This window comes from Saprospiraceae bacterium, assembly GCA_016712145.1.
In the GTDB taxonomy this organism is placed as follows: Bacteria; Bacteroidota; Bacteroidia; order Chitinophagales; family Saprospiraceae; genus Vicinibacter.
Genome location: JADJRO010000001.1, coordinates 837432 through 858869, shown reverse-complemented (window position 1 = coordinate 858869; position 21438 = coordinate 837432). Strand labels below are relative to the sequence as shown.

At 37.0% G+C, this 21438-nt stretch carries 26 protein-coding genes and 5 tRNA genes; 23 read left to right on the top strand and 8 right to left on the bottom strand.

Features of this window, described 5'->3' with window-relative positions; all coding sequences use genetic code 11:
* Positions 1-2 precede the first annotated feature (2 nt).
* The 4 genes from IPK91_03755 to IPK91_03740 all read right to left on the bottom strand — a co-directional run bounded on the left by IPK91_03755 (position 3) and on the right by IPK91_03740 (position 2193).
* A complete protein-coding gene (locus tag IPK91_03755; protein ID MBK8296393.1) occupies positions 3-290 on the bottom strand; it encodes a rhodanese-like domain-containing protein in 288 nt (95 codons plus the stop codon).
* Positions 287-490: a hypothetical protein gene (locus tag IPK91_03750; GenBank protein MBK8296392.1), complete on the bottom strand. Its 204-nt coding sequence runs from the start codon at positions 488-490 to the stop codon at positions 287-289. Before IPK91_03750 ends, IPK91_03755 begins: the two co-directional genes overlap by 4 nt.
* The gene (locus tag IPK91_03745) at positions 484-1839 is read right to left on the bottom strand and encodes an MBL fold metallo-hydrolase (GenBank protein ID MBK8296391.1); all 1356 of its coding nucleotides are present in this window, start codon (positions 1837-1839) and stop codon (positions 484-486) included. The genes IPK91_03750 and IPK91_03745 overlap by 7 nt, the downstream gene beginning before the upstream one ends.
* Positions 1840-1980: 141 nt before the next feature.
* The gene (locus IPK91_03740; GenBank protein ID MBK8296390.1) at positions 1981-2193 is read right to left on the bottom strand and encodes a DUF2892 domain-containing protein; all 213 of its coding nucleotides are present in this window, start codon (positions 2191-2193) and stop codon (positions 1981-1983) included.
* A gap of 1185 nt (positions 2194-3378) precedes the next feature.
* Between IPK91_03740 and IPK91_03735 the strand changes: the two genes are divergently transcribed.
* From IPK91_03735 to IPK91_03725, 3 genes are all read left to right on the top strand, one after another.
* The gene (locus IPK91_03735; protein MBK8296389.1) at positions 3379-3603 is read left to right on the top strand and encodes a hypothetical protein; all 225 of its coding nucleotides are present in this window, start codon (positions 3379-3381) and stop codon (positions 3601-3603) included.
* Positions 3575-3916 (top strand): type II toxin-antitoxin system PemK/MazF family toxin, encoded by a 342-nt coding sequence (locus IPK91_03730; GenBank protein MBK8296388.1) that lies wholly within the window; start codon positions 3575-3577, stop codon positions 3914-3916. The genes IPK91_03735 and IPK91_03730 overlap by 29 nt, the downstream gene beginning before the upstream one ends.
* A 498-nt stretch (positions 3917-4414) precedes the next feature.
* Positions 4415-4909 carry an NAD(P)H-dependent oxidoreductase gene (locus tag IPK91_03725; protein MBK8296387.1) on the top strand — a complete coding sequence of 165 codons (495 nt, stop codon included), beginning with the start codon at positions 4415-4417 and terminating at the stop codon, positions 4907-4909.
* Here IPK91_03725 and IPK91_03720 read toward each other — a convergent pair.
* From IPK91_03720 to IPK91_03705, 4 genes are all read right to left on the bottom strand, one after another.
* On the bottom strand, positions 4902-5543 hold the full coding sequence (locus IPK91_03720; GenBank protein ID MBK8296386.1) for a Crp/Fnr family transcriptional regulator: 642 nt from the start codon (positions 5541-5543) through the stop codon (positions 4902-4904). The two genes, IPK91_03725 and IPK91_03720, sit on opposite strands and share 8 nt — an antisense overlap.
* Positions 5544-5616: 73 nt before the next feature.
* Positions 5617-6270, bottom strand: coding sequence for a phosphatidylserine decarboxylase family protein (locus tag IPK91_03715; GenBank protein ID MBK8296385.1), 654 nt, complete (start codon positions 6268-6270; stop codon positions 5617-5619).
* Positions 6271-6281: 11 nt separating this feature from the next.
* Positions 6282-7094, bottom strand: coding sequence for a phosphatidate cytidylyltransferase (locus IPK91_03710; protein ID MBK8296384.1), 813 nt, complete (start codon positions 7092-7094; stop codon positions 6282-6284).
* Entirely contained in the window at positions 7091-7957 is an 867-nt protein-coding gene (locus IPK91_03705; protein MBK8296383.1) for a CPBP family intramembrane metalloprotease, read from the bottom strand. Before IPK91_03705 ends, IPK91_03710 begins: the two co-directional genes overlap by 4 nt.
* A 14-nt stretch (positions 7958-7971) precedes the next feature.
* Here IPK91_03705 and IPK91_03700 point away from each other — a divergent pair, with 14 nt between their 5' ends.
* The 20 genes from IPK91_03700 (at position 7972) to rplL (ending at position 21281) form a co-directional block, all read left to right on the top strand.
* On the top strand, positions 7972-8685 hold the full coding sequence (locus IPK91_03700) for a pyridoxine 5'-phosphate synthase (protein MBK8296382.1): 714 nt from the start codon (positions 7972-7974) through the stop codon (positions 8683-8685).
* Positions 8686-8838: 153 nt separating this feature from the next.
* Complete coding sequence (locus IPK91_03695; GenBank protein MBK8296381.1) at positions 8839-10626, top strand: TonB-dependent receptor plug domain-containing protein; 1788 nt, start codon at positions 8839-8841, stop codon at positions 10624-10626.
* A 3-nt stretch (positions 10627-10629) separates the two neighbouring features.
* Positions 10630-12114, top strand: coding sequence for a TonB-dependent receptor (locus IPK91_03690; GenBank protein ID MBK8296380.1), 1485 nt, complete (start codon positions 10630-10632; stop codon positions 12112-12114).
* Positions 12115-12138: 24 nt separating this feature from the next.
* Positions 12139-13500 carry a SusD/RagB family nutrient-binding outer membrane lipoprotein gene (locus IPK91_03685; protein MBK8296379.1) on the top strand — a complete coding sequence of 454 codons (1362 nt, stop codon included), beginning with the start codon at positions 12139-12141 and terminating at the stop codon, positions 13498-13500.
* Between the two features lie 125 nt (positions 13501-13625).
* Entirely contained in the window at positions 13626-14456 is an 831-nt protein-coding gene (locus tag IPK91_03680) for a hypothetical protein (GenBank protein ID MBK8296378.1), read from the top strand.
* A 131-nt stretch (positions 14457-14587) separates the two neighbouring features.
* Positions 14588-14779, top strand: coding sequence for a 30S ribosomal protein S21 (locus IPK91_03675; GenBank protein MBK8296377.1), 192 nt, complete (start codon positions 14588-14590; stop codon positions 14777-14779).
* A gap of 56 nt (positions 14780-14835) precedes the next feature.
* Positions 14836-15726 carry a tyrosine-type recombinase/integrase gene (locus IPK91_03670; GenBank protein MBK8296376.1) on the top strand — a complete coding sequence of 297 codons (891 nt, stop codon included), beginning with the start codon at positions 14836-14838 and terminating at the stop codon, positions 15724-15726.
* A gap of 35 nt (positions 15727-15761) precedes the next feature.
* Complete coding sequence (raiA, locus tag IPK91_03665; GenBank protein ID MBK8296375.1) at positions 15762-16070, top strand: ribosome-associated translation inhibitor RaiA; 309 nt, start codon at positions 15762-15764, stop codon at positions 16068-16070.
* Between the two features lie 175 nt (positions 16071-16245).
* Positions 16246-16318, top strand: a tRNA-Thr gene (locus IPK91_03660).
* Between the two features lie 15 nt (positions 16319-16333).
* A tRNA-Tyr gene (locus tag IPK91_03655) sits at positions 16334-16416 on the top strand.
* 173 nt (positions 16417-16589) lie between these two features.
* A tRNA-Gly gene (locus IPK91_03650) sits at positions 16590-16662 on the top strand.
* 216 nt (positions 16663-16878) lie between these two features.
* Positions 16879-16950, top strand: a tRNA-Thr gene (locus tag IPK91_03645).
* 50 nt (positions 16951-17000) lie between these two features.
* Positions 17001-18194 carry an elongation factor Tu gene (gene tuf, locus IPK91_03640; GenBank protein MBK8296374.1) on the top strand — a complete coding sequence of 398 codons (1194 nt, stop codon included), beginning with the start codon at positions 17001-17003 and terminating at the stop codon, positions 18192-18194.
* A gap of 56 nt (positions 18195-18250) precedes the next feature.
* A tRNA-Trp gene (locus IPK91_03635) sits at positions 18251-18323 on the top strand.
* A gap of 13 nt (positions 18324-18336) precedes the next feature.
* On the top strand, positions 18337-18525 hold the full coding sequence (gene secE, locus IPK91_03630) for a preprotein translocase subunit SecE (protein MBK8296373.1): 189 nt from the start codon (positions 18337-18339) through the stop codon (positions 18523-18525).
* A 10-nt stretch (positions 18526-18535) separates the two neighbouring features.
* Positions 18536-19084, top strand: coding sequence for a transcription termination/antitermination factor NusG (gene nusG, locus IPK91_03625; protein MBK8296372.1), 549 nt, complete (start codon positions 18536-18538; stop codon positions 19082-19084).
* Positions 19085-19086: 2 nt separating this feature from the next.
* Positions 19087-19530, top strand: a complete 444-nt coding sequence (rplK, locus tag IPK91_03620) for a 50S ribosomal protein L11 (GenBank protein MBK8296371.1) — start codon at positions 19087-19089, stop codon at positions 19528-19530.
* Positions 19531-19586: 56 nt separating this feature from the next.
* The gene (locus tag IPK91_03615) at positions 19587-20279 is read left to right on the top strand and encodes a 50S ribosomal protein L1 (GenBank protein ID MBK8296370.1); all 693 of its coding nucleotides are present in this window, start codon (positions 19587-19589) and stop codon (positions 20277-20279) included.
* A gap of 24 nt (positions 20280-20303) precedes the next feature.
* Positions 20304-20834, top strand: a complete 531-nt coding sequence (locus IPK91_03610) for a 50S ribosomal protein L10 (GenBank protein ID MBK8296369.1) — start codon at positions 20304-20306, stop codon at positions 20832-20834.
* A gap of 66 nt (positions 20835-20900) precedes the next feature.
* Positions 20901-21281, top strand: a complete 381-nt coding sequence (rplL, locus tag IPK91_03605; GenBank protein ID MBK8296368.1) for a 50S ribosomal protein L7/L12 — start codon at positions 20901-20903, stop codon at positions 21279-21281.
* Positions 21282-21438: the final 157 nt, after the last annotated feature.

The following is a 21438-nucleotide window of genomic DNA, read 5'->3' as shown; positions in this document are numbered from 1 at the left end:
TATTAATTGTGATTTAATGATTGTGCGTAATTGACATCCATCCAGGAACCCCCATTTAAGCAGTTGAATTCAAATTGACTTAAGAAGGTACAAGCCTGACTGCTTCGCATGCCAGAGGCACAACAAATTACTAAGGGTTGTTTTAGAGTTTTCAATTCTGCCATGCGTTGAGGTAATTCCTGAAGCGGAATATTTATAGATCCTGCAACATGTCCACCACTGAATTCAGCCGGTGTTCGGACATCGAGAATGCTTGCTTTTTGTTCTGATATAATTTTTGATAGATTCATGGATTTGATTTTTTAGTTTGAAACATGCTGATTAATAGCCAACCTACCACAGCTCCATAGAGCGAACTGTTTATTGGTCTGGATGTGATGATGCAACTGCCACTGGCACAACCAATAAAATGGTAGTATAAATAGCCAGCGAAGGCACCCAATCCAGTGCCGAGTATGCTTAATTTGTGATTTTGTATAAAGCTCATGATTGAAAATTTTTAACTGCGGTACTTAAATCATAGACTTCCGTTTGTGCGGGAATTAATGACCTGATGATGCTGCTTCCAACCGCACTTCTAAAGCCACCAGCACAATGCACCAGGATTGGTTTGTGGAGTGGAATTTCATTGGTGCGTTCTCTTAATTCGTACAGCGGAATGTGCATGGCATGTTCGAATATTGGTTTTGATTTTACTTCTCCCGGATTTCTAATATCAATGATGGTATAAGCATCTTCGTTTTTCTGTAAGGCGCTGCTATCAAAGAACTTAAAATTAGTATTGCCGGATTCCAGGGTGAAGGCCAATGCAATTTGATGTTCATATCCGATTTTTGCAATGCGGGCTATCAGCGTATTTAATTCCTGTTCGTTGGAAGCAATTAGATAAAAAGGTTCTTCCGGAAATACAATGCTGCCCAACCAGGTTTCAAATTTTGAATCGTTCATCAGGTTGTAGGCATTTTTTAAATGCGCCTGTTTAAACTGATCTTGTGGACGACTGTCGATTACTAAAACTGCCGGATCGTATGTTTTTATAAACTCCTCTGCTGAAATCTGAAGTTTGATTTGGATGTTTGAAATGGATTCGGCAAACGGAGCGGCTCCTTTTTTGTTTAAAGCCACATCGTAGGTAAAATACTTAGGAATAAAAGGTTGGTCAGAAAGCAATTCAGTTACAAAGTTTGCTTCACTTTGTTCCTGCAAGCTCCAATTGGTCAATTTTTCTTCACCCAGACTGCTGACACCCAGTTTGCTCAACTCTTTGCCACACAAACTTCCCGCTCCGTGTGCGGGATAGATTAATACCGTATCCGGCAAAACCATCAATTTCGTGCGCAAGGAATGGTACATTTGTTTGGCAAGGATTTCACGTGCAGCCGTAATAGCGCCAGCCTGTTCTCTTAAATCAGGTCTTCCGCAATCACCGATAAACAAAGTATCCCCTGAAAAGAGTGCGTGTTCTTTTCCTTGTTCATCGTAGGCAACAATGCTGATGCTATCCGGTGAATGGCCCGGTGTATTGAGCGCTTTCAAGCTTATTTTACCCAATACGATGGCATCTCCCTCGTCAAAGCCCGCATGTTCATATTCAGCGCCCAGTAGTTTGCTCACATAAATCGTTGCACCGGTATGTTGTTGAATTTCCAAATGACTGCTTACAAAATCAGCATGGGGATGGGTTTCAATGACTGCGGTAATTTTAGCTTGATGCTGTGCTGCAAAATCGTAATAATCCTGAGGATCTCTGGATGGATCAATGATGGCCATTTCGTGTCCACTCAAGATCGCGTAGGAATAATGTGCTAAATTCTTATCTTCAAATTGTTTAATAATCATAGTCTTGAATTCTAATGCAAAATTGCTACGAATCTCGCGTCAAAACGGTAACATTTGTTACACCCTGAATAGATTTTACTTAAATAATTGTTAATCGTCACGATTCCTTTAAATCGGAAGGTTTGGGATGGCCTGCTTGCATTATAGTTTGTCATTAGACTTTCTAGTGGAAAAACCGAAAGGCAAATACAATGGACAAAAACTAATGGTGCTGGTTATCAAAAATACAGCTCCAAGGATCAATAAGATTGTTGCCAGAAGCCCTGAAATCATATTGCCCAGATATAAGCCAACAATCAGTACAGCGATTACAATCCGAATCGTACGATCAATAAAACCCATGTTCTTTTTCATCTTTACTAGTTTGATTTGTTTAATTACCCAACAAAGATCCAACAGTAAGGATAAGCAATCTGTTACCAATGTTACACAAGGCAGGAAAAATTCTGCAATTCTGCGAAGCTACCATGTTGGAATGCTGCAACCTTGGAATACCAATGCCTCAATCCAGCTAATTTAATGCAATGCACTGTTTTTTCTTGCAACGCCTCAATTTTTTGGAGCCTGTGTATAACATCAAAAGCAGCCTAAAATGCGAACCTGACGATTTTAAATGCGGAATAGAGGAACTTGGGCCATGCTGAGATGTAAGTCCAGTAGAATCAACTATCTTCAATACAATAATTAATTTAATAAAATGTCAAGCTAATTAATGTAAGTACAACGGACAAATGCTCAATGAATAATGAGATTTTTCATTGAAAATTGCTCATTGAACATTAAAAAAACATACCTAGGAAAAATAATGCAACAAATAAAAAAAATCTAACATCATCATTACTTTCTTTAATTTAGTTAAAAAAGTCAAGTTATTTTAGGTGAGGACAATCTATCAACTACCAACTATCACCTATCAACGATCCTCTAATTCCCCAATCTTTCAGTATAGCTAAAGAATCTATTCTCCGTAGTTAGCAATAGGATCCCTCTAAGCTGAGCTTACAGGAAGCGGCTAGTATCCAAATTTTGATAGCCAGTCTGCCGGTATTTTACCCATTATGATGGGAATAACCCCGGGTCAGTATGGGGACAAGAGGGGGAGGGAAGGGGAATCACTCAGTGGTTAGAAATAAGTGGTCAGGAAACAGAGATGGAGGTTAAATTTAATTTTATTCTGACCGTCCCTCAAGTTTAAAGTTCGTATTTTTTAACTTAAATTCCAATGATTTATTAAATTAATTTATAGGGATTTTACTACTAAGAATTTAAATAACAATCATCTTGCAAACTGATTCTTAAGCCCTGATTTCTATTTTCTGAATCTGTCTGGTAGTTTAGTCGGTTTACCGGAATCATTAAATGATTTAAATAAATGGTTAAATTTGCAAAAAGGTGATGATTAGTTTCGCATAGCCTGACATTTTGATTTTAGAAAAGAAGTTTTTCAGCGGGTATAAACAACGTTAGTGGAGATTACATCAAATTTGCAATAAGTTTAAAAATAATACTAAAATATTTAAAATATTATACCTTTGTAATATGTCAACAACTGAAATCGTTTCAAGCATTTTAAAACTTTCAAATATAGAGAGACTAAAGATTATTGAATTAATTATTAAAACAATTCAAGATTCTGATAATGAGAAATTAGAGAAAGCAACATTATTAATGTTGGAGGACTATAAGCGCGATCAAAACCTTATAGATCTTACTGTATTAGACTTGGAAAATTTCTATGAGACGAGGGGAAATTTGGCTTCTTAGTCTTGATCCGACTGTTGGAGCAGAGATACAGAAAACTCGACCTTGTATAATAATAAGTATTGACCAACTTAACAAACTACCATTAAAAGTAATCATTCCAATAACTGAATGGAAAACTCATTATGAAGAAGTTCCATGGATGGTTAAACTTACTCCTGATGTCAATAATAATCTACAAAAAATGTCTGCAGTTGATTGTTTTCAGGTAAGATCTGTTTCAGAAATAAGAATTATTAAGAAAGTAGGATTAGTAAACATTGATCAGCTAGATAAAATTTGTACTGCATTAGCAATCGTCTTCGGTATAAATTGAAAGGAACGCAACCTCCACTAACATTGAACTTGCGATCATGCCGCCAAGCATTAGAAATTTTCACTTTTGGCTATTAATTGAAAAACTATTTCTTAATTTACGCATCCAGACAAGTGGCGGCACGTCGCAAGTACCGTCACTTGAACAAACCCTATAAGCATATTTGCATCAATTTGCATTTCTAAAAGCTTCACTCAAATTAATATGAAATAAATTGCAGCATTATTTCATCCCTTAAATTGAGTTCATATGAATTATTCTGAATCATTGTTGAGAGCGTATAATAATTTCATGGTATTAAGGAATTTTAGTCCTTGAACTTTTGCAACTCGTATGCAAATTGTGAAATGTTTTTTAAAATATTGTGACCTTTGCAGTCCTGTTTACTTCAGTGCATGAATCACTTCATACCAGCTTACAGCTTGCTAATACTTCCGGTCGTTACTCGGCGTAAAAGAGATTTTCACTCTTTAGATTTATTCTGTTTACTGCTAAACAATTTATTTGGATGAGAATAATTTATCTACTTCCGAAATATTAGATTTGAAAGAATACAACTTTCCCATTTTTGAAGACACCATTAAAACATTTCAAAACCCGACAGAACAAATTTTAGATTTTGCTGCCAAAATCAAATTGGCCGATGGAATTATAATTGGTACACCCGAATACAACGGTGGATTTCCTGCTAGTTTAAAAAATGTTATTGACCTTTTGTATGATGAATGGCACGGCAAACCAATATGCATATGCACGGTATCAGAAGGTATATTTGGTGGTTCGCAAGCATTGATTTCTTTACAATTTATACTTTGGAAAATAGGAGCATGGACAGTTACCAATATGTTTCCCGTTTCCAATGTTGCTAAATCTTTTGATGATAAAGGCAATGCTTTGGACAAAACAGCTACTGATAAATTAGCGAACGTTTTTTTGGCTGAATTATTTGAAAGTATTGAAGCCAACGCATTGTCCAATGCGGTTTTTAATTAATGTGATTCCCAACAAGTAAACTTATTTTATTGCGTCCCAAACGAACCAAACCCGCTGTTTCCATTTGTTTTAGTAAGCGAGAAATTACAACCCGCGCTGTGCCTAGTTCTTGAGCAAGTTGCTCGTGTGTGACATAAAGCGTCGAACTTTTTGTCAGTTCGCATTTTTTATTGATAAAGGAGAGCAGGCGTTCATCCATTTTCTTGAATGCAATCTCGTTGACTACATCCAGTAATTCTTCAAAACGTTTATGGTATAAACGAAATATATAATCAAGCCAGGCTGGATACTCTTTAATTAGTAAGCTAACTTTCTCAATAGGAATAAATAAAATGTCCGTCTCTTCTTCTGCAATGGCTTTTACTTTGCTGGTGTCATGATGCATGCCTCCTAAAAAGGACATGATGCAGCTTTCGCCGGCTTTGATATAATATAAGAACAATTCACGATCGTCTTCGTCATCGGTACGTATCACCCGGATGCTTCCACTGGTCACAATTGGAATCGACCGAATGTGTGCATTTTCATCCAATATGACAGCTCCTTCTGAAAAATGTTTGGCAATGCCATAAGCTGCAAGTTTTTCTTGCAATTCTTTAGATGACCTGAATTCCGATAAAGTATTTAAATCCATGGTGTTTTTGTTTCAAAGGAATTCATGATTACATCGGTATGAATTATTGTAAATCTTTATTTAGATGCTTCCTTTATTTAATGTGTGCGATCACATCCAAATTCCCTTTAACCAGTTGCTGAAGTTCCACCTTGATTTCTGCATTTAAAGGGAAATACAAATCCACCCGGGAACCAAATTTTATAAAACCAAAATCTTCCCCTTGTTTAGTGGAATCATTAAGTTGGGCATAGGAAACAATCCTTCGTGCCAATGCACCTGCAATTTGACGCATCAGAATTTGTGTACCAAATGCAGTTTCAATGACTACCGTGTTGCGTTCATTTTCTGTAGAAGATTTTGGATGCCAGGCAACTAAATATTTTCCGGGATGGTATTTTGTATAAACCACTTTGCCACTTACCGGATAGCGATTGCAATGTACGTTGAGTGGATTCATAAAAATACTCACCATTTTACGGGAGTCATTAAAATATTCAGGCTCAAAAACCTCTTCGATGACTACAATCTTTCCATCAGCAGCAGCATAGACCATGTGATCATCTGGTTGAGGAATTGTCCGAATTGGATTTCTGAAAAAATTGAGAATTAATAAGAATGGAATGCCTAAAAGAATGATCAGAATCCAATTGTATGCTGGAATGATATTTTGAAATAAAATGATCAACAGGATATAAACCAACAAGGATCCTATCACCCAAGCGCGTCCTTCTTTATGAATGTACATATTATTGATATTTAAATTGAGAGTACAAAAATACCTACAGGAATGATATAGAAAAAACTATCGAATCGGTCGAGGAAGCCACCGTGACCCGGCAATAAATTTCCACTGTCTTTAATGCCTGCAAGGCGTTTCATTTTAGATTCATACAAATCTCCGGTAATGCCTGCAATGCATACAGCCACGCCAAGTACAATTATTTTTTCAATAGGATAAGGCTGCTGAAACATATAGATATTAAGTAAATAAGCTGCCAGGATCCCAAAAGCAATGCCGCCTAAAGCTCCTTCAATTGTTTTTTTAGGTGAAATGGACGGAGCGAGGGGCGTTCTACCCAGCAACCTTCCAGTAAAATATGCAAAACTGTCATTACACCAATTGATAATTACCAATCCAAGAATAAGCCACCGGTTTGTCTCAAAATCCTGATTTAAAAAGTAGATTCCAGCAATCAGAGGAAAATAAATGTAAAAAATACCGCAATACCAGCTCTGTGTAAATTTCCAGTTTTTATTAAGGTATAAGGGAATTCCAAATAAACACAATAACAAAATTACACTTCCATTGAAATATGGGAGCCATTCATTTAGCTTATTTGAATAGCTTACCTGCTCGACAAAAATCAGAATGCAAAGACACACAAGAAAAAAAACAGTGTAAATGGTCTTGGTCAATTTTGATTCATTGATTAAAAAATTCTTTTGCCATTCTTGGTGTGAAAAAGCACAAATAATTACAAACAACATCAGACACGTAAAAAAGCTGTATAACATGCCAGATATCATAAACAAGCCTAAAACCAACCCGGTAAGGATACGTGTTTTCATTGTTCAGGAGTCGATTTTTTAAATAAATACCAGGCATTCAAAATGCATAAGACCGTGACAAGTAATACGAGACTTGCATGTGGTTTTTCCAGTTCACCACTCAGTTGTTTTTGAATTTCCTCTTGATTAAAATATGCCAGTAAAACCTGACTGCCATTATTAATTAGATGCAACAAGATGGGATACCAAAGGCTTTTTCCTATAAGATACACAAAACCTAAACTAAAGCCTAAGATAAATCTGGGTATAAACCCTTCAAATTGCATATGAATTCCGGAAAAGAGTGCAGCACTTAGAATCAAGCCAATCCATGGATTTTTAAGCCATCGAATCAAATAATTTTGGAGTATTCCTCTAAACACCCATTCCTCTGCAATTGCAGGAATAACTGCAATGACGATGAAAGCCATGATTAAATCTGAAAGCGAATTGAAGGTTAACAGTTTTTCAATAAATTGTTTAACCCGGTCTTCGTTTTGGATCATCCAATCAGGTAAAGGAATTAATTGATTGTAGTATGCAGAAAATCCAACCAGGGGTATGCTCAACAAAAAAAAACTTAAACAAAAGACAAATAGATTCAAGTTAAATTTCTTGGTTTGTAAAGCGGAAGCAAGTTCGGTATCCATTTTCATGTAAATCCAGGCAGGCAGGATCATGGAAAAAACCTGACTGCATAATTGCATAATCAATAATTCTGGTGCGCTCAATGCTTCAAAAAGACCGGGACCGTCCTCCAGAATAGAACTTAACTCAATGCCTTTAAGCCAAAAACCAAAAAACATCAATGCATAACTAAACAACAGGCCGCAAAGCACCAGGAGTACAAAATAAAATAAAAAGATCAGCTTACTTTTGGACATTTATCAAAATCATGGTGACCAGATTAAGTGTAAATATCAATAAAATTGCTTTAATCCGAAATTCCCGTAAAGGCAATTACCCCGATTTGATCAAGTTCGCACTGGATTGTGAGCGATTTGGAGCTGATGGAATCACGGTTCATCCACGACCAGACCAGCGACACATTGGGTTTGCCGATATTGGTGAATTAAAAAAAGTACTGAAGACCGAATTGAATATCGAGGGATTTCCTTCCACCCATTTTATTGATTTGGTCTGCACCCACAAACCTGCTCAGGTTACTTTAGTTCCTGATTCCCCTGAAGTCCTGACTTCCGATCAAGGTTGGAATATTGAAAGAAACCGCAAACTCCTTGAACATTGTATTGCTCAGTTTAAACGAGAAGGAATTCGGGTCTCTCTTTTCTTAGATCCTGATGTAGAAATGGTTCAACATGCCCGGGATGTAGGCTCAGATTGCATTGAATTGTACACAGGACCGTATTCCTGGACTTATACAAGCGATCGATTATCTCATATAAAATTGCATGAAGCAGCAGCAACAAAAGGCATCGAACTTGGCTTGGGGATTCATGCAGGACATGACCTGAATTTACAGAATTTAGCCTACTATAAATTGCAATTACCGCGTCTGGACGAGGTTTCTATTGGGCATGCACTCATTACAGATGCAATTTATTTTGGATTGGAAAATGCCATAGGGATGTATAAGAATTGTATCAAATAATTTAAAATCAACATAGTATAAATATTACTATTTGTAATATATAAATTTCTGAGAAATGCATTAAGAAATTAAGTGTTAAAATTTTTGGAATTTGTAAACAACACTATCTTTGGGGGTTAACAAAATATTAAGCAAACTAAATCTAACCAGATTATGAAGAAAGTTTTATTTGTTTTTCTGTCGCTTTTTTGCATTCTGGCTTCAGCGCAAGCACAGCGAATGGTAAAAGGTACAGTTACCGACAAGAAAGGTGATCCGGTTATTGGTGCAAACATTTTAGCCAAAGGCACCAATGTAGGAACCGTCACTGATCTAAATGGCAGTTACAGTTTAAATGTTCCGGCCGGGGTTTCAACCCTTGTAGTAAGTTATACCGGCTACAATACCCAGGAACTTACACTAGGCGTAAGCAATTTGCTTGACGTTTCTATGGACGAAGGTGTGTTATTAACGGAAACCGTTATTACCGCATTGGGAGTTAAAAGAAACAAAAGCGATGTAGTTTATGCCAATCAATCTGTTAATTCAGAGGATTTGAATTCATCTGCAAGTCGAAGCGTATTAAATGCTCTTCAAGGAAAGGTTGCAGGGGTTAAAATTGGCCAGGCTTCTGGAGCAGTTGGTGCTTCTACCCGGGTAGTTTTAAGAGGAGAAACTTCTTTGACCCAAGGGAATAATGCATTAATTGTTGTAGACGGAGTGCCAGTAAACAACAGCGCCACTTCAGGTGGAGGCGGTACCGGTAAAGATGGAGACCGTGATAATTATGTTGACTTTGGAAACAGAGGAAATGACATCAATCCCGATGACATTGAAAATGTTACAGTATTAAAAGGACCTGCAGCGACCACATTGTATGGTTCAAGAGGTGGATCCGGTGTAATCTTGATTACAACAAAAGCTGGAAGAAAATCAGAAAAACCAAATATTTCTTTCAACTCATCGTATAGTGCAGAACACGTATTGTTGCTTTATAAATATCAGGAACAATATGGTTCAGGATATGAATCTTGCAATGGTTGCGGAGGTGGAATTAATATTTTTATGGGAGAAAACTTTGCCTGGGGTTCTAAATTTGATGGACGTCTGATACCATGGACAGCAGCTCCTTTTGATGAAAATCACGAATTGATACCATTGTCTAATGGTAAACTCGAGCAATTGGTAAGGCCTTACAGTGCTGTAAAAGATAACGTTAAAAACTTTTTTGAAATCGGTCAAACCATCCGCAATAATTTTTCAATCAGTGGGGGTAGTGATAAATTTACCTATCTGTTATCTTATACCAATTTTAGCAATAAAGGAATTGTTTTAAATACCGAATTAAATAAACACAACATTCAATTGAATGTAGGTGCACAATTCTCTGATAAATGGAGGTCTGATTTTAAAATGAATTATTCCAAAATTAATCAAAGAGGTGCTACAGAAGGAGGTTACCCATTTGGATATTCCGCAGGAACTCCAGCAATGGCATTTGTTACGCAGACGCCATCCAACATTCCTTTTAATGAATTACGGGATTACAACAGTCCGTACCATGATTTCAAAGGTTTTTATGGACAATATTCTATCAATCCATATTACATCCTTGACAACCAGGATCTACGCAATTCAGTAGATAACGTGATTTCCAGTGCTTCCTTGACATATAAGCCAGCACCAAAATGGAGCTTTACAGGTCGTATCAGCACCAACTTTATTACAAGTTCAGTAACTGAAAAAGGACCAAAATTTGCTTACCATACTGCGTTTACTTGGGCAGATGGTGAATTATTGGATGGAGGAAGAACTCCTGAATCTGTATTCAGTTTGGGATCATACAAAGAATCATCAACAAGAATTACCGATCTTATCTATGATGCATATGGAAATTATGCTACCGGATTGGGTAAAGATTTTAAATTAAGCAGCACTTTGGGTTTGAATTCTATTGACTAGTCTTTGCGTCAAGTTTCTGGATCTACCGTGGGGGGGCTTGTAATCCCTGGATTTTATGACTTGTCTAACTCAACAGAACAAGCACGTGCAACCAGAAGAACAACTCAATACCGTCTTTATGGAATTTACTTTAATAATTCTTTGAGCTTCAGAGATTATGCAACGTTTGAATATTCTGCAAGACAAGATTATTCTTCAACCTTGCCAGTAGATAATAGAGGATTCTTTTATCAGGCAGTTGGATTTTCATTTGTTCCAACCTCGGTGGGTGATTGGAGTTTTGGTCCATTCAACTACTTGAAGTTAAGAGGAGGCATTGGTAGTGCTGGAAAAGATGCTCCATTGTACCGTCTAAATACGTATTACAATTTAAATCCATTGTTATTGGATTTAGGAGATGATTTCCAAGTGCGCTTTCCATTCAACGAACAAGCGGGTGCACAAAAAGGCAACAGCATTGGTAACCCAAGTTTAAAACCTGAGTTATCCATAACTTCAGAAGTAGGAGTTGATATTGGTTTATTAAAAGATCGTTTAGAATTAAACGCGACCGTTTATAAAATCAATTCTAAAAATCAAATCGTAGATGTAAACATTCCTTGGTCTTCAGGTTTTGCATTTGTTCCAGCTAACATTGGAAAGATGGAAAACAAAGGGGTTGAAATTGGTGCGACCATCACTCCGCTGCACACTAGAAATTTCACTTGGAAAATCAATGGTTCCTGGTCAAAGAATAAAAATAAAGTTATTGAAATCAATGACCCAAATATTGATGGGGAGGAATTAACTATTTACACCGGATTGGTGCACTTCACAGGCCATGGTTCATTAAACCTGGTTGCTGTAGAAGGACAACCATTTGGAACATTTAAAGGCACCGGATTTACTTATGACAACCAAGGACGTATCGTTGTAAATGCCAGTGGCAATCCACAAAAAAGTGCGGAGTTGGAATACTTAGGTAACTATCAACCTAATTTCCTTTATACAATTGGTACCGAATTTAAATTCTGGAATTTTACTTTAAATGCATTGCTTGATGGTAAAGACGGTGGTTTGTTTTATTCTGGTACTAAATTAAGTACCGAGTTTAACGGAACAGCCAGTACGACCTTGATCAATGATCGCAAAGCATTTGTTGTTGACAACAGTGTAACTTTAAATGGGGATGTAAATACAAAAGAAACCAGTGCTTATTCTTATTTCAGAGGTTTACCTGCAAGTGCTTATTTGTTGGATGCTTCTTATTTGAAATTCAGAGAATTGAGCTTGTTCTATAATTTCCCATCGTTTAAAGGTAAAAATGGATTCAGTTCACTTTCATTGGGAGTATTTGCCAAAAACCTAAAATTCTGGGTTGCAAAAGAAAATACGTTTGCAGATCCTGAAGTTGGTGGAGTAGGAGGAGCTTCTGATGCAGTGGGAATTGAAACAACCACTACACCTACAGCGAGAAGTATTGGAGCTGAATTAAGAGTAAGATTCTAATTAATTAGATTAAAATTTATAACTATGAATTTATTTAAAAACAAACATATACTTGCGACTATATTTTTTCTGAGTATATTTATTTCATCTTGTGACAATTATCTGGATGTCAATGTTGACCCAAATCAATCGGCAACATCTGATATCAATTTACAATTGAGTTCCGGACAATTATACACTGCTATTGGTTTTGGAGAACGCATATTTCCAATTATTGGAATTTGGGCCCAATACCATACAGGTGGACCTGGTGTATCCTTAGGCGATCCGGATCAACATATACTTTCATCTTCAGAAGGAAATCAAATATTTCGTTCTGTTTATCGGGCAGCAAATAATTTTAATTACATCATTAAAAATGCGCCTGAAGAAAAGTTTTATGTTGCCATTGCTAAAATCATGAAAGTGTATGGCATCCAGACTTGTGTGGATTTATTTGGAGACATTCCTTATACTGAAGCATTGAAAGGAGACATTTCAGATGGCTCTATCTTGCATCCAAAATACGATAATGCAAAGGATGTAATTTATCCAGCATTGGCAGCAGAATTAATTGAAGCTGCTAAAATATTACACGATGGAGGTTCTTTTAGAAAACCAGGTGCTGATGATTTGGTGTATGGAGGAGATTTGGCCAAATGGGAACAATTTGCAAATTCCTTATTGCTTAAATTGTATTTAAGACAAGGTGCTACTCAGAAAGTAAAAGATTTGGTAGCAGCAGATCCACCTTTCATTAGTGCCAATGCAGATGCAGCTAAGGTTGATTTCCCTGGAGGTTCTACAGGTAGCAATCCATTTTGGACAGCTGCAAGAAGTACCGCTTTGGGTAATTTTTATGTTGCCACTACAACTACTTTGGATTATTTGGAAAGTACCAACGATCCAAGAATTGATTATTTCTACGATCGCAACGATGCAGGTGACCATAAGGGAATTAATCCTGGAGATGTAGAAAACGCTCCAACAAGTTCTGCAACATTGTCAAAACCTGCAGGTGCTTTGAAAAAAGAAGGTGGATTAATTTTCAGTCCAACTGCACCCGTAGTTTTTATGACTGCATGGGAAACACATTTATTATTGGCTGAAGCTGCAGTATTAGGAGCTGCCGGCGATGCGAAAGCATCTTATGAAGCAGCAGTTAAAGCAAATTTTGCAGCTTTAGGTGTTACAGCTGGAGCAGATGCTACTTATTTAGCAGGTAAAGGTGCTTACGATGCAGCCAATCCAATGAAATCCATCGGGTTGCAAAAATGGGTTTGCATGAACGGAACACAACCAATTGAATCCTGGATTGAAACCAGAAGAATGGATAATGCAGGAAATCCAATATTTACAAGCGCAGGAGGGGGTATTCAAAAGCCCAACCAAAAATGCTTTAGGTAATGGAATCTATCCAAGCATTATGCCTTATCCGGAAAGTGAAGAAAGTTTAAATCAAAGCTTTATTGGTCAACATGCTCTTACAGCTAAAGTATTTTGGGATAACTAATTAAAACATACATCCAATTATGAAAAATATATTTTTTTATTTCGCTACGCTTCTATTTTTTGCACTTACTACAAACTCGTGCAAGGATGAAGCAATCGATTCAGTAGCAAAGCCAATTATTCTGCCTTTTATAGCAGAAAAATTGATGGCTGATTCTTATGTTTATGGTTTGGGCCAGGAAACCCTTCAAGCTGACTTGCCAAATGTAGTTGCCATTGCCGTAGATACTGTTTATGGAATGGTGGGAGGACATGGTGGCAAAACAGGTTTTGACTCTGTGGACATATTGAAATCAGAAGTATTAGCACTTCCAGATTTAACCGTGATAGGTGGATCCAGTATTTCATTTGAAAAATATAACAAAGGAGGTTATAAAGTTTCAACGAGCTCCAACATTGTAATAGCTGGACCGATTGCAAATCCCGGCCCGACTGCATTGGAAGGTAATTATGCCAGATTAAGCGCTACCACAGGTGCACCAACTGGTTACATTCTTGAAGTTAAAAAAGTGTTTAACGGAGTGTACATTATTGGTAATCCAGGAGGAGCAGCATCTGTTGCGTTCTTGCCTTATTTATTGTACAACTATGCAAATTCATCTGGAACTGATTCACTTGCATTTCCAATTCAAACAGATTTATGTGGAGGTGGACTCCGTTTAGTTTCACCAGCAGCTGCCGGTGGTCTAACTGCAGGGGAATACGATGCATTTCCTCCAAGTTTAACTTTAGGACCCAATACACTGAAATGGAAAGTGTTTGAGTTTCCTTCTGCAAATAATTCTGCCGTTCATCCAAATGAAGCCCTTTGCAACTGGGGTTTAGGGTTGAGGATTTTTGAGAAGCAATAAATAAACCTTGATTTAATTCAAATGAATTATAAAATAGCGGAATCTTTAATTCCGCTATTTTTTTTTAGTACTTGTAAATCCTGTTTTCTGTTATATCTTTGCATTCCAATTTTGATTAAATAAACCAAATTATGTTGATAATTGACGTCAAAGACGTAGAATCCATTGACCGGGCTCTTAAGAAATACAAAAAGAAGTTTGAACAATCACAAACTTTAAGACAATTAAGAAGCCGTAAGCATTTTACCAAACCTTCAGTGGAAAGACGTTCTGAAATTCTCAAAGCGATGTATCGCCAGGATTACATTTCAAAGAACGTATAATTTATTTCTCTAATATTTAACTAGTTTATTATCCATTCGTTAGATTTGTTCTAAGGATGGATAAGTTGGAATTATTTTCGCGTTATCTTCATACGCAAAAGAAGTACTCAATTCATACAATTGAGGCATACTCCCTTGATTTAAAGCAATTTAAAGAATTTCTAGCCCTTCAATACGAGCTAGATCTTAATCAGATTTTTGACATCTTGCATGTTAGGAGTTGGATGGCTTCAATGGGCAAAGCCGGTCTTGATAATCGGTCCATACGTAGAAAGCTTTCCAGTTTGAAGCATTTTTGTAAGTTTTTAATGCGGCGTAAGCTTTTGCTCGAAAACCCGATGATCAAGTTAATCAGCCCAAAAATTAAAAAGCGATTGCCGGTCGTATTGCGTGAGCAAGATCTAAACCGGCATCCCCAAACTGATTTCAACGGACTTGATTATAAAGAATGCTTGAAGGAAACCATTGTTTGGACCTTTTACGGATTGGGCTTAAGACGGAATGAATTGATTGAACTGAAGTTAAGCGATGTCCATTTTAAGGGAGCTCAGCTCAAAGTTTTAGGAAAAGGAAATAAAGAACGAATTCTTCCCTTTGGAAATGAACTAGCGGAAATTTTTCTGCGTTATTTAGAAGTGAGGAGTTTGTTCAAAATACCTGAAACTGAATATTTCTTTGTATTGCCAAACGGTAAAAAACTATATCCAAAAATGGTTTACTTGCTGGTAAACAATTGGTTAAAAGACAAAACCAGCATTTCGAAAAAAAGTCCGCATGTATTGCGACACAGTTTTGCTACCCACATCTCAAATCAAGGAGCGGATATTTATGCTGTAAAAGAACTTTTAGGACATTCTTCTTTGGCGGCAACGCAGATTTATACACACAATTCGATTGAACAACTTAAAAATGCATATCGCCTGGCTCATCCGCGAGCCGACAAATAAACATTATTTATAACCTTAATACCTAAATTTAACTTATGGTCACTACAATTCAATCAATCCACTTTAACGCAGATGAAAAATTGATAAACCTTATAGAAGGTAAGTTGAATCGATTAACCCATTATCTTCAAGATAAAGTGTTGGAAACCAAAGTAATTCTTAGATTAGAACAAGTGGGTCGTATTCAAGATAAGGTGGTAGAAGTAATCATTAATTTACCAGGACAACCCGTTGTAGCAAAATGTACAAGAAAGAGTTTTGAAGAAGCACTTTTGCAAGTAATAGCCAGTTTAAAAAAGCAGTTGCTACGTTATAAAGAAAAAATTCAGCAAAAACACAGCTAAATCCTAATGCTGATTTGAGCTATAGTCATATAAATCATTAACTGTCAGCGCATTATGATTTATTAAACAGATTAACAAATACTTGATATTTTTTTCAATCCATTTTTTTAAATAGTTATATCTTTGCAATCTCTTTTTTGGAGGGTATAACCGTATGCCCTTTTGTGTATTTTAAGCCAGTGTAGCTCAGTTGGTAGAGCAGCTGACTTGTAATCAGCTGGTCGGGGGTTCGAGTCCGTCCACTGGCTCGGTTGCTGTAGCAGGGGGGTGCGCCGGAGTGGGAGAGCCGGGCCAGACTGTAAATCTGGTGTCTTTGACTGAATGGGTTCGAATCCAATCACCCCCACAATTTTGCATGGGTTTGATAGGAAAAAACCTGTTAGAAATCCTAAAAATTGTGGGAAGACCTGTACAGTTATTCAATTTAAAATGCACAAAAATTGAATCCAAAAATGAAGAAATTAAATGTTAGAAAACGTTCTGACATTTTCAAACACACTGAAACACAATGTTCGAATTGCGGGAGTAGCTCAGTTGGTAGAGCATTAGCCTTCCAAGCTAAGGGTCGCGGGTTCGAGTCTCGTCTCCCGCTCAAAATTTTGAATTAGATTCAAGGATCGGACAGAAGTGTTAAGTCTAGGAAGAAAAAATTGATTTAAATTAAAACCAATTTGTTAATATGCTTTAGGCATTAAACTTATAGGTTTTAAGCGTTTCGGAATTTATAAACACCTGCAAACGAGTGGGATGTAATTAAGTACTGAAAGAATTTAGGAAGGTGTATTAAACTTGATCCTTCTATTTCTTAGCCAACGTAGCTCAGGGGTAGAGCACTTCCATGGTAAGGAAGGGGTCAAGGGTTCAATTCCCTTCTTTGGCTCATTAAAAATTGAAATTATCATTTAACCATAAAAGTAAAATTAGTCACCAATGGCAAAGGAAACATTTAATCGGTCGAAGCCTCACGTCAACATAGGAACCATCGGTCACGTTGACCACGGTAAAACAACATTGACTTCGGCTATAACATCCGTTCTGGCAGAACAAGGATTGGCTCAGAAAAAAGATTATGACTCAATCGACAACGCTCCAGAAGAAAAGGAGAGAGGTATTACCATTAATACTGCACACGTTGAGTACGAAACAAAAAACAGACACTATGCACACGTAGATTGTCCGGGTCACGCGGATTATGTTAAAAACATGGTTACGGGTGCTGCTCAAATGGACGGTGCGATTTTGGTGGTTGCTGCAACAGATGGTCCTATGCCACAAACCCGTGAGCACATTCTGTTAGCTCGTCAGGTAGGTGTACCTAGAATTGTGGTTTTTATGAATAAAGTGGACTTAGTAGATGATCCGGAGATGTTGGATTTAGTAGAAATGGAAGTACGCGAGTTATTAGATAAATACGAGTATAAAGGAGATATTTCTGTTATTAAAGGTTCGGCTTTAAAAGCATTGGAAGGAGAAGCATCCGGAAAACAAGCAATCTATGATTTAATGGATGCAGTAGATAAAGAAATTCCTGAGCCTGTGCGTTTGGTTGATCAACCATTTTTGATGCCTGTTGAAGACGTGTTTTCTATCACAGGTCGTGGTACTGTTGCCACTGGAAGAATTGAAAGAGGTGTTATTAAAGTAGGTGAAAACGTAGAAATTATCGGTATGATGCCTGCAGGTACTAAACCGTTAACTTCAACTTGTACAGGGGTGGAAATGTTCCGTAAATTATTGGATCGTGGAGAAGCAGGAGATAACGCAGGTATTTTATTAAGAGGTATAGAAAAAGATGATATCAGAAGAGGAATGGTTATTTGTGCTCCAAATTCAGTTAAGCCTCACATGAAATTTAAATGTGAAGTGTACGTATTATCAAAAGATGAAGGAGGGCGCCATACACCATTCTTTAAAGGTTACAGACCTCAGTTCTATTTTAGAACCACGGACGTAACTGGAGAATGTTTACTACCTGAAGGTGTAGAAATGGTTATGCCTGGTGATAATATTTCTTTGGATGTTACTTTAATTAACCCAATTGCGATGGAGAAAGGTCTTCGTTTTGCAATCAGGGAAGGTGGCCGTACCGTTGGTGCAGGTCAGGTAACAGAAATATTGGATTAAAATTATTGTAAAACTCAAATCAGGAAATTTCATTTGAATTTCTTGATTTGAGATTTACGGGCATAGCTCAACTGGCAGAGCGACGGTCTCCAAAACCGTAGGCTGAGGGTTCAAGTCCTTCTGCCCGTGCAAAAAGATGACAATGGATAAAATCTTATTGTATTTAAAAGAGAGTTACAATGAGCTAATGGAAAAAGTTTCCTGGCCCACAAGTCAAAACCTGGTAGATTCTGCTAAGGTAGTTGTGGTATCAGCACTTATGTTAGCCGTAGTTGTCTTTGCAATGGACTTTGTAGTAAACCAGATTCTGAGTTTTATCTACAGTTTATAAAACCAAAAGGATGAGCAACGATAAAAGGTGGTATTCCTTGCGGGTAATAAGCGGAAAAGAAAAGAAAATTCGCGAACGTTTAGAACTAGAAGTAAACCGTTCCGGATGGACTGAAATCATTTCGCAGGTAATAGTACCTTCGGAAAAAGTGTATAAGATCAGAAATGGCAAGAAAGTAATTATGGAACGCAATATTCTACCTGGCTATTTGTTGGTAGAAGCATTGCCTTCTAAATTAAGTGGTGAAATTGTTCAGCACATTACAAACATGCCAGATATTATTCATTTTCTTGGAAAGAATAATCCGATTCCAATGACTCAGGTTGAAGCCAACAGGATGCTAGGAAAAGTAGATGAATCTCAAGAAGTTGGAGAAACTATGATCGAACCATTTATCATTGGAGAAACAATCAAAATCATTGATGGTCCTTTCAATGATTTTGTTGGGGACATCAAAGAAGTAAATGAAGAAAAAAAGAAAGTAAAAGTAATAGTAAAAATATTCGGACGAGGTACAGAAGTCGAATTGAATTTTATGCAAGTTGAAAAAACGAATTAATTATGGCTAAAGAAATTGAGGGTTTTATAAAGTTACAAGTAAAAGGCGGACAAGCAAATCCAGCACCTCCGGTAGGACCTGCGTTGGGTTCCAAAGGAGTTAATATCATGGAGTTTTGCAAACGCTTTAATGCAAAAACACAAGATCAACCTGGCAAATTATTGCCTGTGGTTATTACTTTGTTTAAAGACAAATCATTTGATTTTGTTGTTAAATCACCTCCTGCTGCAATTCAATTATTAGAAGCAGCTAAACAGGAAGGTGGTTCACCGGAACCTACCCGTAAAAAAGTAGGATCTGTAAGTTGGGAACAGCTTGAAGCAATTGCAAAAGACAAAATGGTTGATTTAAATGCTTTTACAATGGAATCAGCCATGAAAATGGTTGCCGGAACTGCCAGAAGCATGGGATTGACGGTATCTGGTTCAGCTCCTTGGCAAAACTAAATTTATTTTAAGGGAGTTCGAATTACTTCGAACGCTATCACCTAAAACCAATTATAATGGGACAATTAACTAAGAAAAGAAAACAGATTAACGGGAAAGTAGATCCTAAAAAACTCTACAACATTGATGATGCTTGTGCATTAGTCAAAGAAGTCAATACCACCAAATTTGATGCATCCGTTGATTTACACATTCGTTTGGGGGTAGATCCTCGTAAACCAGATCAAGCGATTCGTGGCACGGTCACCCTTCCAAATGGTACCGGTAAAACGAAGCGAGTTTTAGTTCTCTGCACACCTGATAAAGAAGCAGAAGCAAAAGCGGCTGGAGCAGATTATGTTGGTTTGGATGAGTACATTCAGAAAATAGAAGGGGGATGGACCGATATTGATATCATCGTAGCAATGCCTACTGTGATGGCTAAACTTGGTAAAATCGGTAAGATATTAGGTCCAAGAGGATTGATGCCTAATCCAAAAACCGGAACTGTTACAATGGATTTAGCTGGTGCAATCAATGATGTTAAGGGAGGTAAAATTGCTTTCCGTGTTGATAAATTTGGTATTATCCATGCATCGATTGGACGGGTATCTTTTACACCTCAAAAGTTAAAAGAAAATAGTAACGAATTACTTCAAGCTATTAATAAGTTAAAACCATCTTCCGCAAAAGGTGCTTATTTTAGGAGTATCTCTATGGCTTCAACCATGAGTCCTGGAATTGCCATTGACACCAGAGAGGTTCATTAAATTATTATTTAAATTAGAAAGATCATGACGAAAGAAGATAAATCAGTAGCAATTCAGGAACTAAAAGAAAAATTTGCCAAAGCGCAGTTTTTTTATGTAACGGATTCTTCCACCCTGACTGTTGAAAAAATCAACCAGTTTCGGAGAAAGTGTTTTGAACAAGGCATTGAAATGCGAGTAGTAAAAAACACACTCGCTGTTAAAGCACTTCAAAGCTTGGAAGCAGAACGCGGATTTGCACCATTATTCAGTGCTTTTGAAGGACCATCTTCTGTTTTATTTACAGAAAATGCAGCTTCTCCTGCACGAATCATTAAAGAATTTCGTGAACATTCGGAGAGACCACTTTTAAAAGCTGCATACATTGATTCAGCTGTTTTTACCGGAGACGATCAATTAAAAGTGTTGGTTGCTCTAAAAACAAAAGAGGAATTAATCGGAGATATCATATTCATTTTGAAATCACCTGCAACCAATGTCATTGGTGCTTTGAAATCTGGCGGACAAAAAATTGCCGGTATCGTAAAAGCGCTAGAAGAACGTGCAAGTGCTTGATAAATAACAAACAAGGCTTCCAAGTATTAGACGCATATATTAATTAACAATTGTAAACAAGAAATCATGGTAGATGTAAATGCTTTAGCAGATCAGTTAGTAAACCTTACTATTAAAGAAGTAAATGATCTGGCTTCTGTATTAAAGGACAAGTACGGTATTGAACCGGCTGCTGCTGCTGTTGCTGTTGCTGCACCTGCTGGTGGTGGCGCTGCTGCTGCTGCTGCTGCAGAAAAAACTGAATTTGATGTAATCCTCAAATCAGGCGGTGCAAATAAACTTAACGTAATTAAAGAAGTTAAAAACTTATTGAATTTAGGTCTTAAAGAAGCAAAAGACCTGGTTGATGGAGCTCCTTCAACTTTAAAGCAAGCTGTATCAAAAGAAGAAGCAAATTCTTTGAAAGATACCTTGACTGCTGCTGGTGCTGAAATTGAAGTAAAATAATTTCAAAGCACGAGAGTATACCTTTGATAGTAAAAGGAATACATATATAAATCTTGACTTGAGTCACAGATCGCTGTGATTCAAGTCATGTATTTTTTTTATATATTATGTATAAGTGATTAAAGGGATTTTTGAATTTATACAATTTAATTTGATC